The sequence below is a fragment of the Streptomyces sp. NPDC001002 genome, assembly GCF_053599215.1.
The window spans coordinates 1-16484 of the sequence record NZ_JBSFLV010000190.1 but is presented as its reverse complement, the minus strand read 5'-3'; the positions used below and the strand labels follow the sequence as shown (position 1 = coordinate 16484).

General features: G+C 70.9%; 13 protein-coding genes, 1 tRNA gene and 1 pseudogene. 9 read left to right on the top strand and 6 right to left on the bottom strand.

The window, feature by feature from the left end; all coding sequences use genetic code 11:
• Window positions 1-79: 79 nt before the first annotated feature.
• Window positions 80-153, top strand: a tRNA-Gly gene (locus ACWDR3_RS43060).
• Window positions 154-239: 86 nt separating this feature from the next.
• Here ACWDR3_RS43060 and ACWDR3_RS43055 read toward each other — a convergent pair.
• Window positions 240-650, bottom strand: a complete 411-nt coding sequence (locus ACWDR3_RS43055) for a winged helix-turn-helix transcriptional regulator (protein WP_450358098.1) — start codon at window positions 648-650, stop codon at window positions 240-242.
• Between the two features lie 102 nt (window positions 651-752).
• Here ACWDR3_RS43055 and ACWDR3_RS43050 point away from each other — a divergent pair, with 102 nt between their 5' ends.
• Window positions 753-1610: an alpha/beta fold hydrolase gene (locus ACWDR3_RS43050; RefSeq protein WP_450358096.1), complete on the top strand. Its 858-nt coding sequence runs from the start codon at window positions 753-755 to the stop codon at window positions 1608-1610.
• Window positions 1611-1880: 270 nt separating this feature from the next.
• Here the strand turns inward: ACWDR3_RS43050 and ACWDR3_RS43045 are convergent, their stop codons facing one another.
• Together ACWDR3_RS43045 and ACWDR3_RS43040 are read right to left on the bottom strand one after the other, a co-directional pair.
• The gene (locus ACWDR3_RS43045) at window positions 1881-2432 is read right to left on the bottom strand and encodes a hypothetical protein (protein ID WP_450358094.1); all 552 of its coding nucleotides are present in this window, start codon (window positions 2430-2432) and stop codon (window positions 1881-1883) included.
• 150 nt (window positions 2433-2582) lie between these two features.
• On the bottom strand, window positions 2583-3458 hold the full coding sequence (locus ACWDR3_RS43040) for a DUF4394 domain-containing protein (protein ID WP_450358093.1): 876 nt from the start codon (window positions 3456-3458) through the stop codon (window positions 2583-2585).
• A gap of 227 nt (window positions 3459-3685) precedes the next feature.
• Here ACWDR3_RS43040 and ACWDR3_RS43035 point away from each other — a divergent pair, with 227 nt between their 5' ends.
• A complete protein-coding gene (locus tag ACWDR3_RS43035; protein ID WP_450358091.1) occupies window positions 3686-4891 on the top strand; it encodes a PucR family transcriptional regulator in 1206 nt (401 codons plus the stop codon).
• A gap of 62 nt (window positions 4892-4953) precedes the next feature.
• On the opposite strand, the gene ACWDR3_RS43030 is transcribed toward ACWDR3_RS43035, so the two are convergent.
• Together ACWDR3_RS43030 and ACWDR3_RS43025 are read right to left on the bottom strand one after the other, a co-directional pair.
• Entirely contained in the window at window positions 4954-6459 is a 1506-nt protein-coding gene (locus tag ACWDR3_RS43030; RefSeq protein ID WP_450358089.1) for a LuxR C-terminal-related transcriptional regulator, read from the bottom strand.
• 2 nt (window positions 6460-6461) lie between these two features.
• Complete coding sequence (locus tag ACWDR3_RS43025) at window positions 6462-7688, bottom strand: AAA family ATPase (RefSeq protein WP_450358088.1); 1227 nt, start codon at window positions 7686-7688, stop codon at window positions 6462-6464.
• Window positions 7689-8322: 634 nt separating this feature from the next.
• Here ACWDR3_RS43025 and ACWDR3_RS43020 point away from each other — a divergent pair.
• On the top strand, window positions 8323-9189 hold the full coding sequence (locus tag ACWDR3_RS43020) for an alpha/beta fold hydrolase (protein ID WP_450358086.1): 867 nt from the start codon (window positions 8323-8325) through the stop codon (window positions 9187-9189).
• Between the two features lie 179 nt (window positions 9190-9368).
• Window positions 9369-9992, top strand: coding sequence for an alpha/beta hydrolase family protein (locus ACWDR3_RS43015; RefSeq protein WP_450358085.1), 624 nt, complete (start codon window positions 9369-9371; stop codon window positions 9990-9992).
• A 91-nt stretch (window positions 9993-10083) separates the two neighbouring features.
• Here ACWDR3_RS43015 and ACWDR3_RS43010 read toward each other — a convergent pair whose 3' ends face one another.
• Window positions 10084-10527 carry a tautomerase family protein gene (locus ACWDR3_RS43010; RefSeq protein WP_450358083.1) on the bottom strand — a complete coding sequence of 148 codons (444 nt, stop codon included), beginning with the start codon at window positions 10525-10527 and terminating at the stop codon, window positions 10084-10086.
• Window positions 10528-10911: 384 nt separating this feature from the next.
• Here ACWDR3_RS43010 and ACWDR3_RS43005 point away from each other — a divergent pair, with 384 nt between their 5' ends.
• The 4 genes and pseudogenes from ACWDR3_RS43005 to ACWDR3_RS42990 form a co-directional block, all read left to right on the top strand.
• Window positions 10912-11778, top strand: coding sequence for an MBL fold metallo-hydrolase (locus tag ACWDR3_RS43005; RefSeq protein ID WP_450358082.1), 867 nt, complete (start codon window positions 10912-10914; stop codon window positions 11776-11778).
• A 153-nt stretch (window positions 11779-11931) separates the two neighbouring features.
• Window positions 11932-15129, top strand: a complete 3198-nt coding sequence (locus ACWDR3_RS43000; RefSeq protein ID WP_450358080.1) for an alpha-L-rhamnosidase — start codon at window positions 11932-11934, stop codon at window positions 15127-15129.
• A gap of 200 nt (window positions 15130-15329) precedes the next feature.
• Window positions 15330-16100 (top strand): polysaccharide deacetylase family protein, encoded by a 771-nt coding sequence (locus ACWDR3_RS42995; protein WP_450358100.1) that lies wholly within the window; start codon window positions 15330-15332, stop codon window positions 16098-16100.
• A 94-nt stretch (window positions 16101-16194) separates the two neighbouring features.
• Window positions 16195-16484: pseudogene (locus ACWDR3_RS42990) on the top strand (hypothetical protein); the annotation flags it as partial.

The window sequence follows — 16484 nt, the reverse complement described above, 5'->3', positions numbered from 1 at the left end:
GCCCCACGGCTTCAGCGCCGGGGGCCAGGCATGAGGTAGAGTGAGCGGGCATTCGACACCGGCTCAACCGGCGTCTTACGCGGGTGTAGTTTAGTGGTAGAACATCAGCTTCCCAAGCTGAGAGTGCGAGTTCGATTCTCGTCACCCGCTCCATAGTTAACGAGAAAGGCCCAGGTCATCGACCGGGGCCTTTTTGCTTTCTGCGGTTCTGGCGGGCGGCAGCAGCTTCCCGGTGGGGCCTAGCCCTCATCGGCCTCCTCGTCCGCGGCCTCGTTGGCGCGGTCGATCTCGGGCATGTGCTCCTCCGCCCAGGTCCGCAGGCCCGCGAGTGCGGCTTCCAGGGACAGGCCGAGTTCGGTGAGTCGGTAGAAGACCCGCGGCGGTACGGTCGGTTCGACCCGGCGTGACACCAGCCCGTCTCGGGTCAGGCTGCGTAGCGTCACGGACAGCATCTTCTGCGAGACGCCGGGCATCCGGCGTCTCAGTTCCGCGAAGCGCACCTCGTCCGGTGCGGCATCGGCGAGCGTCTTGACGGCCATGGACGTCCACTTCGTACCGATGCGGTCCAGCAACTGCCGCGTCGGGCACAGGGGATCGAACAGATCGCCGCGCACCCCGCGAGCGGCGGTCCGGGCTTCCTGGGTGGTCACCTGTGGCTCACCACCTTCCCTGAAAGTGCCGTCTGGGCAGCGGTCGGGTAGTTACCTATCGTTTTGTGGTCACCAATGGTAACCATTCTGAGGGAGGTCGTCATGCCCGCCACCACCGCACTCCGACTCCGCCGCATCGCGACGAACGGCGTCCAGCTCAACGTCGCCATCGCCGGGGACGGACCCGCGGTTCTCCTGCTGCACGGCTTCCCGCACACCTGGCAGCTCTGGAGCGGCATCATGGGCCGGCTGGCCGGGCAGTATCGGGTCATCGCCCCGGACCTGCGAGGCTTCGGTGGCAGTACACGAGCCGTCGAGGGGTACGACGCGGGCACCCTCGCCGCCGACGCCGAAGGGCTGCTCGACGCACTCGGCGAGCCCTCGGCTGCGGTCGTCGGCATCGACGCGGGCACCGCCCCCGCCGTCCTGCTCGCGCTGCGCCGACCCGGGCTCGTCCGGCGTCTGGTCGTGATGGAGGCACTGCTGGGCCGCCTGCCCGGAGCAGAGCACGTCGTCGCGGGCGGCGCCCCGTGGTGGTTCGGCTTCCACGCCGTTCCCGGTCTCGCCGAGACCGTCCTGGCCGGCAACGAGGCCTCGTACATCGACTTCTTCATCGACTCGGGGACGCTCGGGCGAGGAGTACCCGACGACATCCGTACGGCCTTCGTCGACGCGTACACCGGGAGCGAGGCCCTGCGCTGCGCGTTCTCCTACTACCGGGCCCTGCCCACCAGCGCGCGGCAGATACAGGACGCCGTCGCGACGGGGCGGCTGACGATGCCCACCATGGCCGTCGGCTCCCATCCCGTCGGCCCCGGGCTCGAACGCCAACTCCGGCCCCTCGCCGATGACCTGGTCGGACACCACCTCCAGGACTGCGGCCACATCATTCCCCTCGACCGGCCCGACGCGTTGTTCGCGCTCCTTGACCCCTTCCTCTCCGCCGATCTGCCGAAGTGAATGGAACGGGGCCGAAGGCAGGAGTTCTTGGTCGGACAGCCTCGGCCGGGCCCCGGGCCCCGGGTCGCCGCGGTGCCGATCATGCGCGGCGGCATCCGCAGGTCCATCAGCACGACGTCGACCGGCCGGGCGGCCACAGCCGCCCGGCCGTTGGTGACGATCACGCTCAACGGTCCCTGGATCTCGGTCGGTTCGGTCATCGCGGGGTCCTCGCCTCCGCTTGCCGGCCGCCCTGGCCCGGTCCTTCGGGGACCGGGCCCGCGATGGTGGTCAGGCCGTGCGGCCGGAGAAGGACGCGGTGGGGGCTGCCGCCATGGCCGGGGCCGGCTGCGCGCGGTCGACCATCCGGCTGCGTACGTAGATCGTGGCCACCCGGGTGACCACCTCGGTGAGCGCCATCAGGACGAACGCCGCGACCCAGGCCTGCTCGCTGGTGATGTGGTGGGCGAGGCTGAAGCGGGCGACGTCGTCGGAGCCGCCGCCGTGCTCGGTCCACAGCTGGAAGCCCATCCGGGCGCCCATGCCCAGCACCCACAGGATCGCCGAGACCGCGCCCGCCTTGATCAGGAGGTGGCCGCCGGCGGAGCGGATCCGGGTGTAGACGCCGCCGGCGATGCCCAGGACGGCGCCGATACCCATCAGGGTGCCGACCAGCACCAGGTCGTTGCCGGCGGTGGGGATCGAGTCGAGGTAGTTGTGCGCCACGAAGGCCACGATGCCCAGCGGGATCAGGAAGGTCTTGAGGTCGAGTCGGTCTTCCCGCAGCTGCCGGAAGACGACGAGGACGAGGGCGATGTCGATGATCCAGTCGGTCGTTGTCATGCCCTCAAGCCTGCTGGGACAAGGCTTTTCGCACCTGGACCCATGGGTGGAGTCCCGGGTGGAGGTCCAGCGGTGGAGGTCCAACGGTGAGTCCCCGGCGGGGAGTTCGCCCCGCCGGGGAAAGCGGCGTGCGGCGTGCGTCGGAACGGGTCAGCTTCCCGTGAGGGTGACCGCCACGGCCGTGATGTTCAGCGGGAACTGGGCTATCGGGGCCGGTTCTCCGGTGAAGAGGTTGATGCTGTAGAGCGTCGGGGTGCTCGCGCCGTACGGGGTCAGTGAGGCGAACGCGGCGACCGATGTCGTCTTGCCGTTCGTCAGGTAACTGAAGACGTCGAGGCCCGCGTTGGGCTGGGCGTCGAAGCCGAGGGAGCCGACGGTGGTCAGGGTGCCGTTGTTGGCGGGCGCCTGGAGGACGAGGTTGTCCGTCGTGGTGTCGATGCCGAACAGGAGCGTCCCGGTGGCGGCGACCAGGTCGTTGTTCGTGTAGCCGGACGCGGTGATGCCCCGGGCCGGGCCGGTGAGGGGCGGGGTGGTCAGGGTGGTGTCCTCGACGGTGGTGTGGTCATTGAGGTTGTGCCGCAGGTTCTGCCCGTTGTCGCTGACCACCCGGAGCCGGTCGGCCGCCGGATTGAAGTCGAAGCCGAAGTTCGTGCCGTACAGCGGGACTTGGAGCTGGGAGACCTTGGTGACCACCACGTCGGCGGTCTGCGGCGGGGTCTTGATCGTGTAGATGCCGCCCTTTTCGCCGAGGCCGTACATCAGGCCGTCCTGGACCCGGTAGTCGAGGGCGAGCAGTTTGGTGTCGCCGCTGAGGCCGGTGACGACCCGGACCCAGTCGAGCACGTTGGGCCGGTCGGTGGTGAAGGTGGCCATCAGGGTGCCGTCGCCGGTGATCCCGTAGGCCCGCAGGCTGGGTGTGGCGGTGGTGGCGGCCGAACCGGTGCCGGGCGTGCTCACCAGCAGTGCCGCGGAAACGGACAGGACCGCGGCCGCCGCCGCGAGTCTCTTCCTGATTCCTGCATTCATCAGCGTTCCTCTCTCGTTCGACTCTCGTTCTCTGCGAATGCGAATTCCGGCGTATTGACGACTTCCATTTAGTCGCCTGCACCGCAGCTCCACAACAGGATCGGCGCAACTTTGCGCAATGTGACAAATACCGGGGTGGCGCAAAAGTCGTCGATTCACGCGAAGTGATAAATCGCGTCCGGTTTTCGTCTTCCCCCCTCTCACCTGCGCTGGCAGGCTTCTCGGTCATGGGGAACCTCTTCGCCGAACTGGCCCGGCAGGCGACGACCAACGCCCGCCGCGAGGTCGATGCATATCTGCACGAGATTCCGGAGTTCCGTTCGTGGGAAACCAACCCGCGCGTCAAGGCCGAGACGATGGATTACTCGGTGTGGCTGCGGCGCCGCACGATCGAACTGTCTCCTGACAACAGTGAACTGACCGGCGACGACCTTGGCTACATCGCGGCCATCGGCGAAGTACGGGCCAATGCCGGAATGTCCTCGGATTCGCGCCAGCGGGTGCTGCGACTGCACACCACGCTCATGCTGCGCGACATCCATGAGGCGGCCGAGAGCCTGCGCGGCGGCGATGTCGAGGAACTCATGCGGGTGATGACCTGGTTCGCCCCGCAGGGCGACCGCGGCATCGTCGCCTACCGGCAGGGATTCGTTACGGTGCTCAGCCGCCGACTGCCGTACGTCGAGCAGGTCGCCCTGCTGGTCGGGTCACTGCTGACGGGCGACCCCCTGGCCGCGGACCTCGCCGCCGCCCTCGACCTGGAACTCCCCGAATTCTGCGCCCTCTTGGTGCTCCGCGTGCCGGACCACCCCCTGGGCGGCCAGGATCTGGACGTCGAGATCGAAGCGCTCGTGAAGACCCACCGGGTGCCGGTCGTCTGGTACCCGGAGCGCGGCACGAGGGGCGGTGAGCTGATCGCCGTCGTTCCGTGCGCCGACGAGGCGGTACGACAGCCCGCCGCATCCGGAGCCGTGGCGGAGCTCGTCGGGGACTTCGCCGAGGCACTCGGCCTCCCCTGCGCCGCCGGCATCGCCACCGCACCGCCCGACGAACTCGCCGACGCCCTCGAAAGGGCCCGCCGGATCAGCAGATCCGCCCCGCTGGGGAAACCGTCGCGCCGATTACGGCCGTACACCATGCCGGAAGTCTTCGTCGAACTCGCGGTCGCGGACGTGCCGTTCGTCGACTCCTGGCTCCGCACGGTGGCCCGGCGACTCCAGCCGGGGCCGGATCTCGTGACCACGCTCGACGCCTACTACCGGCACGACATGAACCGCGGCGCGGCGGCAGCGGCCCTCAACGTGCACCCGCGCACCCTGGACTACCGCCTGCGCCGGGTCGGCGAACTCACCGGCATCGACCCGGCCTCGACCCACGGCATACGCACACTCAGCGCGGTGGTGACGCGAGGACTGTCGGGCGCGTGGGTCTGAGCCCGAGGCGCGTGGGCCTGACGCCGCATCGAGGCCATCGCCAACGGCCATCAACGCCCCGCTCACTCCAAGGTCCCGCGCCGGAGCCCGTGGTCGATGACGTCGCGGAGTTGGTGGCGGCCGGTGATGCCGAGTTTGGGGTAGGAGCGGTAGAGGTGGGAGGCGACTGTGCGGGGGGAGAGGAACAGGCGGTCGGCGATCTCGCTGTTGGTCAGGCCGTGGCCGGCCAGGACGACGATCTCGCGTTGCTGGGCGGTGAGGCCGTCCAGTGCGCCCGGGGTGTTCTGCGGGGCGCGTACCGTCACGCCGCAGGCCCGTAGTTCGGATTCCGCGCGTCGGGTCCATGGGGTCGCGGAGAGTCGGCGGAAGGTTTCCAGGGCGGTCATGAGGAGGGGCTTGGCGTCGTTGATCCGGCGTCGGCGGCGCAGCCATTCGCCGTAGTCCAGCTGGAGTTGGGCCCGTTCGAAGGGCCAGGTGTCTCCGGTGGGATCGGCCAGGGGTGCGACGAAGTGGGCTTCCGCGCTGTCGGGCTCGGCCAGCAATCCGCGGGCGCGGGCCGTGAGTTGAGCCAGGCGTGGGCCGGGCGCCGGGTCCAGGCGGGCGAGCGCGTGCTCCAGCAACGTACGTGCTTCGTCGTGTCGTTCGGCGCGGACCGCGGCGGCTGCGAGGTCGGCGATGGCCAGGTATGAGAAGTGGTGGTGCAGGGGGGTGCCGTCGGGGGCGAAGAGGTGGGCGAACTGAGCGTACGCGGTGGTGTAGTTGGCCTCGGCCAGTGCCGCGAGGCCTGCCGTCTGCCGGATTCTGGCGGCGAAGCCGCGGTAGGCGGAGGTGTCCACGGCGGCGCGCACGCGGGCCAACAGCGGTGCCACCTCGTCGAGTTGGCCGCGCATGGCCGCCACGAAGGCCGTGGTGAGGTCGGCCGAACCCGCCACGGTCTCCATCTTGTAGGCGGCGGCGATGTCCCCCGCCTCTCGGGCGGCGGCGAGTGCCTCGTCCCAGCGGCCGCTGTCGACGCAGGCCCATTCCAGTGCCGACAGCACGCCTCCGCTGGCGCCGCGCACGCCCGGGGCGCGCAGCCGGACGAGGGCTTCGCGCAACACCCTGACCGCCAGTTCGGTCTCGTCGAGGACCCAGGCCGCCGCGCCGAACGTACCCGGGTCCGAGAGGGGGCCTTCCGCCGTGCGCCGCAGGCGGGGGACGAGGTCGGCTCTCTCACCGAACGGGTCCGTGCAGGCCCGGATCCAGATCCGGTACTCCTCGGCGGGGCCGGCGGGTGCGCCTTCAGCCGAGGCCGACGGTGGTGGGCCGTCCCCGACGTCGAGTACGTCGAGTTCGTCGAGCAGTTCTAGGGCTGCGCGTGCCCTCGCGCAGACCTCGGGCAGTCCCGTCTGGTGGGCGACCGTGGCGGCCATCCAGGCCGCCTGCCATGCGAGGGCCGGTTGGCCCGGGGAGGCCTCGGCTGCGACGGCCAGGAGGGTGTCGAAGGCCTCGGCGTCGCGGTTGGACCACAGCAGTGACCAGCCGATGTCCAGCCGGGCGGCGATGCGCAGGTCCGGGTCGGAGGTCAACGTCAGTACCTGGCCCGCGAGTTCGCGTACCCAGGCGGCCTGGCCTGCGGACAGGGCGAGTTCGGCGGCGGCCAGCAGTCGCCGGGCCTTGTCCGGTTCGCCGGGGCTGAGTTCGGCGGCGCGTTCGAGGGCGCGGGCCGCCGCGGCGGCGCCGCCCCGGCGGCGGCCAGGTGCCAGGCGAGGCGGTCGGGCCGGTCGCGGAGCGCCTCGGCGACCCGCCGGTGCGCGGCGGCCCGTTCGGCGAAGGGCGCGGCGTGGTAGACGGCCGACCTGGTGAGCGGATGGGCGAACCGCGGGCCCGGCGGGTCGAGGCGGATCAGGCCCGCCGCCTCCGCCGGGGCGAGCGCGTCGGCGGAGAACCCCGGTACCGCCGAGGTCAGGTCCGGGCTGTCGGCGGCCGCGGCGAGCAGCAGCGCGGAGCGGGTCGCCGGGGGCAGGGTGGCGTACTCGACGGCCATCAGGGCGGTCAACCGCCCGGTCAGGGGCAGTGGTTCGGCGGTCCACTTGTGCCCCGCGTCGGGATCCGCCGCGATCACCCGGGCCAGCTCGATCAGCGCCAGCGGGTTGCCGAGCGCCTGGGCCAGCACCTGTTCCCGCAACCGGCCGTGCGGCGGGCGCGGTTGGGCGTCCAGGAGCAGGCCCGCGTCCGGCCTGGTGAGCGGTCGCAGCAGGAGTTGCGGCAGATCCCGTTCGAAACCCGCGGGCGGTACGGTCCCGCGGGCGCCGGCCAGCAGAACCAACTGCTCCGATTCCAGGCGCCGGGCGGTGAAGGCGAGCGCGTCGAGGGAGGCACGGTCCAGCCACTGCGCGTCGTCGGCCACCACCAACAGCGGCTGCTCGTCGGACAGTTCGGACAGCAGGGTGAGTACGGCGATCCCGGTGAGCAGGGCGTCGGGCGGCGCGGGGTCGTCGGACAGCCCGAACGCGCCGCGCAGCGCCTCGGCCTGGCGGGCCGGCAGGAGGGCCACGCGGTCGAGGACCGGGCGCAGCAACTGGTGCAGCCCGGCGAACGCCAGGTCCTGCTCCGACTCCCGCCCCGCGGTCGCCAGCACTCGCAGCCCGGCCGCCTTGGCCTCGCGCTCGGCCCGGGCCAGCAGCACGGTCTTGCCCAGCCCCGAATCGCCCAGGACCAGCAGAACGTGGCTTTCCTTGTGGGGCGGGGCGATCAGATCCCGCAGCAGGGAGAGCTCCTCCCGCCGCCCGATCACGTCCGTGTCCTCGCCGGTCACCGCGGAAACGCCACCCTCACTCGGCCAAATATAGGCCCGCACACAGCCGGGGGGGTGATCCGGTCGCGCCAGTGCCAGTGCCAGTGCCTGTCCGGCGGATCAGGCCGGCCATGACCGACCATGAGGTGCGGCACGCCTTCGCCGGGTCGAGCGGGGTCCGGTGCGTACGGCTGCAAGGCGGAGGAGACGTCGACGTCAGCCGCTGCCGGGGCGGGCGACGGCATGGGGGTCCCCGCGCGAGCACAGCCTGGCGTGAGGGAGTCGGCGACCGACGACAACGCCGCAGGTGCGCGTGGCAAGCCCGCGACTCCGGCACGATCCGCCGGACAGGCCCGAAGCCGTGTGCAGTCGACATGCGGATCCGCCGCCGTGCCCCGGCCGCGGCGGGCGACGCGAAGGGAACCCCCGCTCGAACGCGGCCCGGCGCGAGCGACTCGACGACCGACAACAACACCGCTGGCCCCGCCTCTAAGTGCGTGCCAGTAAATGCGTGCCAGGCCCTTTGCGTGCGTACCAAACCCCGCACCCCCGCCATGATCCGCCCGCCAGGCCCCACGCCCCGCCCGCAACCCCGAAGCCGTAAGCAGTCAACATGCGGATTCCGCCCCCGTACCCCGGCTGATTCGCTCGGAGCATGACGCTCACCTCGTACTCCGGTCTGCCCGACGAACGGGTCAAGGCCGCGAACGGCATCGACTACGCGTACCGCGACACCGGCCCGGCGGACGGCGGCGCCGGTGTCCCGCTGGTCCTGCTCCAGCACTTCCGCGGAAACCTCGACAACTGGGATCCGGCGCTGATCGACGCGCTGGCACCGGCCCGACGGGTCATCGCCTTCGACAACGCCGGAGTCGGCGGCTCCACCGGGACTACTCCGCCCACCGTGGAGCGGATGGCGCACGACGCCCTCGCCTTCGTCACCGCCCTGGAACTCGACCAGGTCGATCTCCTCGGGTTCTCCCTCGGCAGCTTCGTCGCGCAGCAGATCGCCCTGACCAGGCCCGCGCTCGTACGGAAACTGGTCCTCGCCTCGTCAGCGCCGCAGGGTGCCGCCGGCATGCACGGCTGGGCGCCCGAAGTCATCGACGCCGTCGGCAGGCCCGAGACCGGCCCCGCGGAATACCTGAGCGTCTTCTTCACCGGATCCCGGGCGAGCGTGCAGGCCGGCCGGGAGACCCTGCAGCGGATCTACGGCGCCCGCACCGAGAACCGGGACGCGGCGACCGACTGGGCGACCCGCGAAGCGCACTACGACGCGGTGTGCACATGGGGGATCCCCGATCACGCCAAGCTCCAGCGGCTCGGCGCCCTGAGGATGCCCGTGTTCGTCGCGAACGGCGACAGCGACCCGATGATCCTGCCGCACTACTCCCACCTGCTCGCGGGCCTGATCCCGCAGGCCCGCGTGAAGATCTATCCCGACTCGGCGCACGGATTCCTGTTCCAGCACCACGCGGAATTCGCCGCGGACGTCGACGCCTTCCTCGACGGCCCACGATGACCGACACCCCTCGCCGTGACCGGCGCCTCTCGACGACTGACGATCCTCAAGACCGACGCCCCTCGACAACCAACGACCCTCATGGCCAGCGCCCCTCCACGTCCGACGACCCTCATGGCCAGCGCCCCTCCACGTCCGACGACCCTCGTGACCAGCGCCCCTCGACGACCCGCACCCACATGATCGTGCTGCCCGGCGGCGGGTACGCCGCACACGCGGCGCACGAGGCCGAGCCCGTGGTGGACTGGCTCGGCGGTATCGGCGTACCGGCGAGCGTGTTCCGCTACCCGCTCCACGTCCGGCACCCGGAGCCGCTCGACGCGCTGCGCGCCGAGATCCGCCGCCGGCGGGCGGCCGGCGCTCGGCGCATCGGCCTCATCGGGTTCTCCGCGGGAGGCCATCTGGCCGGTCTTGCCGCCCTCGCGCCGGGCGCCGGGCCCGAGGAGGCGGTGGACTTCGCCGTGCTCGGATACGCCATCACCTCGATGGAGACCGAGACCTACCGTCCGGCCCGCCTGATCCTCCTCGGCGAGGACGCCGGCCCCGAGGCGCGCCGCTCGACCTCGCTGGACGCGCTGGTCACGCACCGGTCGCCGCCGTTCTTCCTCTGGCACACCGCGGAGGACCCGTACGTCCCTGCCGACCACACCTACCGCCCCGCCACCGCGCTCGCGGCCGCCCAAGTCCCGCACGCCACGCATGTGTTCACCCACGGCCCGCACAGCCTCGGCCTCGCCCGGAACGCCGGCGAAGCCTCGACCTGGACCGCGCTGGCGGAGGCCTGGATCCACGAACGGGCGTGACCGCCGCCTAGGTCACCCGCCGCCTCCCTCACCCGCCGCCTACGTCACCCGCCGTCTACGTCACCGTCGCCTCTGTCAGCCTCCGCCTCCATCACCCGTCCCCAGCCGCCCCCCGCAACTCCCCGATCTGCTTGCGTGCCGCGGCCACGAGTTCGTCATTGGTGTGCGCGTGACCGCCCAGCCCCCACCCGCCGGGCACGGCCTCGGTCAGCAGCACCCACGTGCGGTCCGCGAGCGTCGGGTCGCCGGTGGCCTCCGCGACCATGCCGGTGAACCGGCTCACCACGGCGAGTTGCTTGTCGCGGTCGAGAGCGCCCTCGTTGGTCAGCACCTGCACGCGTACGTAGTCGGACGCGCCGTCGACGTTCGACAGACCGTCGGCCGGCAACTCGTGGAGGAACGCCGCCGTGTTCCGGCGGAACATCGGGATGTCCGGGACCTCCTCGATGGCCATCAGCGCGGCCGCGAGGTCCTTGGCGAGCTGATGCCCGTCCGCGAAGGTGCCCGCGGTGGCGTAGACGTCGATCATGGGCATGGCGTACTCCTCGGACTCCTCGGATCCGCCGGCAGGCGGGCGCCGCCCCCGGATGCGGCTGCGTTCAGGTCCATGAGCACCAGCGTCCGGCAACGCGCCCCGGGGAGGTATCAGCAACCTGACTGCAACCGGCAGCGGTTCGAGCTCCCGGCTCGGGCTCGCACCTCGCGGCTCAGGCTCAGACTCCCAGCTCGGGCTCCCCGCTCGAACTCCCGGTGCAGTCAACATGCGGATACTCCGCCGCCCTCCCCCAGAGTGACCATGAGGTCCTGCCGACTCAGCGATGCCTGATGAAGATGCCTGAAGAACCGGACAACCGAGCAACCCATCAACCCATCAACCGAACAACCGGAGCACCGAACAACCGGAGAACCGGAGAAGACAATGAGCCTTGACTTCGACGTGTTCGTGGTCGATCCCAAGCCGATCCCGAGCGCGGTGCCGGGATTCGAGGAGGCCGTGGGCCCGGCGACCTGGCCGCCGTCCACCTCCACGCTGATCGGCGACGACGACGGTGCCGTCCTCATCGACTGCCTCATCACCGAGCGCGAGGGCCGGGAACTGGCCGCGTGGGTCAAGTCCCACGACCGCGAACCCGAGTACGTGTACATCACCCATCCGCACGCCGACCACCTGCTCGGACTGCCGGAGATCCTGGCCGCGTTCCCGCAGGCGAGGCCGGTGGCCCTGGCCGAGTCCGTCGCCGCGATGGAGGAGCAGATCTCGGCGGGGTTCATGGAGGTCTGGAGCGGGTTCTTCCCGGGGCAGTTGACCGCCAAGCCCGTTCCGCCGGGGCCCCTCGCCGGCCGCACGATCCCGATCGGCGGTTCGTCGGCCACGGTGATCCCGGTCGGGACCACCGACACCGTGCACTCCAGCGTCGTCCATGTCCCGGACCTGAGCCTGGTCGTCGCCGGTGACGTCGTCTACAACCGCACCCACATGTGGCTGATGGGATCGACGCCGGACTCCCGGGCCGACTGGGCGCGGGCCCTGGACGCCGTCGCGGAACTGGCGGCCGACACCCTCGTCGCCGGCCACCGGGATCCAGGTGCCCCCGACGACGACGCCCGCCGCCAGATCGACGAGAGCCGCCGCTACCTCGCCGACTTCGAGACGGCGCTGGGCCGCAGCTCCGCACCGGCCGAGCTCATCGACCGCATGACGGCCGCGCATCCCGGACTGGCCAACCCCTACACCCTGTGGATCGCGGCCCACGACCTCCTCGGCACCAACTCCCCTGTGGATTGAAACCGTTCAATCCGATCGGTCCCGCCAGAAAAACAACCGCACACCAATTGACCCGCGCGTCACACGGCTCTACGTTACCCACGCCTCTCACGAATGAATCGATTCAACCATCGGCTCATTCATTCCGTCAGTGCGTGCGAGTGAGGAGTCGTAGTGATCAGCAGGAGGAGCATTCTCGCGACAGCGATCGGCACGGTCGCGGCCGCGACAACCGACGCCCTACCGGCGATGGCCATGCCGGCCAACGGGCTGCGCGTCGCCGCCCCGACCGTGGAGTACGTCCGGCACCCGCTGGGCCTCGACACTCAACGGCCCAGACTGAGCTGGCCGTTGGTGTCCGACGGGGTGGACGTGCGGCAGAGCGCCTATCAGGTCCGCGTCGCCAGCACCGAGTCGCGCCTGTCACGGCCGGACGTCTGGGACAGCGGGAAGGTCACGTCCGGCGAGTCCGTCCTCGTGTCCTACGGAGGTCCCGCACTCGCGCCAAGGACGCGCTACCACTGGTCCGTTCGCGTGTGGGACGGCGAAGGGCGGGTCTCCGGCTGGAGCGCGCCCTCGTGGTGGGAGACCGGTCTCATGACGGGCGACGAGTGGACCGCCGAGTGGATCTCCGCGCCGGCCGCCCTGGTCGACGCGCCGTCCTTCGAGGGCGGTTCGTGGATCTGGTTCCCGGAGGGCGACCCGACGAGCAGCGTGCCGGCGGCCACCCGTTGGTTCCGGCGTACCGCCCGACTCCCGGACGGGATCACGTCGGCCACGCTCGCCCTCACCGCCGACAACGTGTACGCCGTCTCCCTCAACGGGGTCGAGGTGGCGCACACCGACCTCGACACGGACAACGAGGACTGGAAGCGCCCGGCCGTCATCGACGTACTGGACCGGGTGCGGGCGGGCGACAACGTTATCGCCGTGGCCGCCACCAACGCGACGGAAGGCCCGGCGGGGCTCGTCGCGGTCCTCGTGGTCCGTACCGCCGCCGGGGAGCAGAAGGTCTTCACGGACGGTTCCTGGAAGTCCACGGATCAGGAACCCCCGGTGGAATGGCGGGAGTTGGGGTTCGACGACGGGGGCTGGCCGGCGGCGAGGGTGGCCGCCGCGTGGGGCGGTGGGCCGTGGGGACGGGTCGTCCCGGTGTCGTACGCCGTGACCCAGCTGCGGCACGAATTCCGGCTGCCGCGTCGGAAGGTGGCACGCGCGCGTCTGTACGCCACGGCGCTCGGTCTGTACGAGGCCCAGCTCAACGGCCGCCGGGTGGGCCGCGACGAACTCGCTCCCGGCTGGACGGACTACCGCACGCGGGTGCAGTACCAGGCGTACGACGTCACCGAGTTGCTGCGGCCCGGGGCCAACGCGATCGGGGCGTATCTGGCGCCCGGCTGGTACGCGGGCAACGTGGGCATGTTCGGGCCCGGTCAGTACGGCCAAGTCCCGGCGCTGCTCGCGCAGTTGGAGGTGGAGTACGCGGACGGGACGAGCGAGCGCATCACCTCGGGCGCCGACTGGCGGGCCGCCGCCGGGCCGATCGTCGCCGCCGACCTGCTGAACGGCGAGACGTACGACGCCCGCAAGGAGACCCCCGGCTGGGCAGCGCCCGGCTTCGACGACACCGGCTGGCTGGGTGTACGGGGCAGGGGTGGCGTCGGTGATTTCGGGCCCGGTCTGGTCGTCGCGCAGGTGGACGGTCCGGTGCGCGTCGAGCAGGAGCTGACGGCGAAGGCGATCACCCAACCCAAGCCCGGCGTCCACGTGTTCGACCTCGGACAGAACATGGTCGGCTCGGTGCGGCTGCGGGTGTCCGGCGCCGCGGGCGCGACCGTCCGGCTCAGACACGCCGAGGTGCTCAACCCAGACGGCACCGTCTACACCGCGAACCTGCGGACCGCGGCGGCCACCGACACCTACACCCTCAAGGGCGGCGGGAAGGAGGAGGTCTACGAACCGCGCTTCACCTTCCACGGGTTCCGCTATGTGGAGGTGACCGGGTTCCCCGGCACGCCGACCGCCAAGGCCGTCACCGGGCGGGTCATGCACACCTCCGCGCCCTTCACGCTCGACTTCGAGACCGACGTACCGATGCTCAACCAGCTGCACCACAACATCACTTGGGGGCAGCGCGGCAACTTCCTCTCCGTGCCCACCGATACGCCGGCCCGCGACGAGCGGCTCGGCTGGACGGGAGACATCAACGTCTTCGCGCCCACGGCCGCCTACACGATGGAGTCCGCCCGCTTCCTGTCCAAGTGGCTTGTAGATCTACGGGATTCACGGACCGCGGAGGGCGCGTTCACGGACGTGGCGCCGGCGGTCGGCTCGCTCGGCAACGGGACCGCGGGCTGGGGCGACGCGGGGGTCACCGTCCCCTGGGCCCTCTACCAGGCGTACGGCGACCGGCAGGTCCTGCGGGACGCCTGGCCGTCGGTCAAGGCCTGGCTGACGTACCTGGAGCGGAACAGCACCCAACTGCTGCGCCCGGCACAGGGATACGGCGACTGGCTGAACATCGAGGACGAGACGCCCAAGGACGTCGTCGCCACCGCGTACTTCGCGCACAGCGCCGACCTCGCCGCCCGGATGGCCGTCGAACTCGGCGAGGACGCGGACGCCGGCCTGTACCGCGGTCTGTTCGGGCGGATCCGGACGGCCTTCCAGAGCGCCTATGTCGCCGCCGACGGCCGTATCAAGGGCGATACGCAGACGGCGTACGTCCTGGCGCTGTCGATGGACCTGCTGGCGGACGCGCTGCGGAAGCCCGCGGCGGACCGGCTGGTGGCGCTGATCGAGGCCAAGGACTGGCATCTGTCGACCGGCTTCCTCGGGACTCCCCGGCTGCTGCCCGTCCTGACCGACACCGGTCACACCGACGTCGCCTACCGTCTCCTGCTGCAACGCACCTTCCCCAGCTGGGGATACCCGATCGACCGGGGCTCGACCACGATGTGGGAACGCTGGGACTCCATCCGGCCCGACGGCAGTTTCCAGGACGCGGGCATGAACTCCTTCAACCACTACGCCTACGGCTCGGTGGGGGAATGGATGTACACGAACATCGCCGGCATCTCGGCGGGCGGGCCCGGCTACCGCGAGATCGTCGTCCGCCCGCGCCCGGGCAAGGACGTCACCTCCGCCCGCGCCGAGTTCACCTCGGTCTACGGACCGGTCTCCACGCGGTGGCGGCTGAAGGCCGGCCGCTTCACCCTGACCTGCGTGGTGCCGCCCAACACCACCGCGGAGGTGTGGGTGCCCGCGTCCGGTCCGGCGGCGGTCGGCCACACGCACGGGACGTTTCTGCGGCAGGAGGAGGGCTGCGCGGTCTATCGGGTCGGCTCCGGCACCCACCGCTTCACCGTCTGACGATCGTCCCGTTTCCGCCGCTTCACCGTCTGACGATCGTCCGGTATCCACCGCTCACCGCCTGGCGATCGTCCGTGAATCACCCCGGAATTGTCCTTGATCGGTAACGGACGCATCCCATCCTCGCCGCTTCTCGTCCTGCCAGTTGGTCGTTGGCTGACCAGGGAATCGGCGAGGAACTGCGGGAGAGCGGGGCGGACATGGCGCGGCACGGCGGCGGGCACGGGTGGTACGGCAAGGTGTTCGGCGCGGCGCTCGGGGTGGCGCTGCTCGCCGCCGGCGCCTCGACCTGGACCGCGCAGGCCGGTGCCCCGTCGCCGAAGGCCGCCGCGTCGGCCCCTTCGGCGGCGGGCGGTCACGTCGAGCGCGTCGCCATGACCATCGCGCACGCCTCGGACAAGGGCGCGCGGGGCGTCAACATCACCATCGACGACGGCCCCGACCCCGAGTGGACGCCTCAAGTGCTGGACGTGCTCAAGGAGTTCGGGGTCAAGGCCACGTTCTGCATGGTGGGCACGCAGGCGCAGGCACACCCCGACCTCGTGAAGCAGGTCGTCGCCGCCGGGCACCGCCTGTGCGACCACTCGGTGTCGCACGACACGACGATGGACAAGAAGTCGCAGGCCTACCAGTCGCAGCAGATCCTCGACGCGGAACGCATGATCACCGAGGCGTCCGGGGGCGTACGGCCGATGTACTACCGGGCGCCCGGCGGGGCCTTCACCCCCTACAGCCGCCAACTCGCCGCCTCCCGCGGTATGAGGCCGCTGGGCTGGAACGTCGACACCAAGGACTTCGAGCAGCCGGGCACGGACGCCATCGTCGCCACCGTGCAGCGCGAGCTGCCGAACGGCCCGACCCTGCTCTTCCACGACGCCGGCGGCGACCGCTCCCAGACCGTCGAGGCCCTGCGCCGCGTCCTGCCCCAACTCAAGGAGCAGGGGTACGAGTTCGGCTTCCCGGTGTGCTGAACCCCCGCTCCGCTCCCGCCCCGTCCACGCCAACTGTGTGACGGGGCTCACTTCTTAGTGAAAACCCGCGGACCGCGCCCCGCGTCTAGCCGGTGTGAGATCAGTCAGGAAGGCACCCGGCGAGCCGGACGAGGAGCGTCTCGTCCGGCTGGTGGCCAAGGGCGACCGTGCCGCGTTCGAGGAGCTGTACCGGCGGACCGCGCCGTGGCTGGCGGTGCGGCTGCGCCGGCGCTGCGGTGACGAGCAGATCGTCGCCGAGGTGATGCAGGAGACGTATCTGGCCGTCTGGATCGCCACCCCCGAGCAAGTCACCGCGCTGACGGCCCAGTTGCGCGCCGAACGCGACGACGTGCTCGTGGCGATCGACGAAGAGGGCGGCGACGT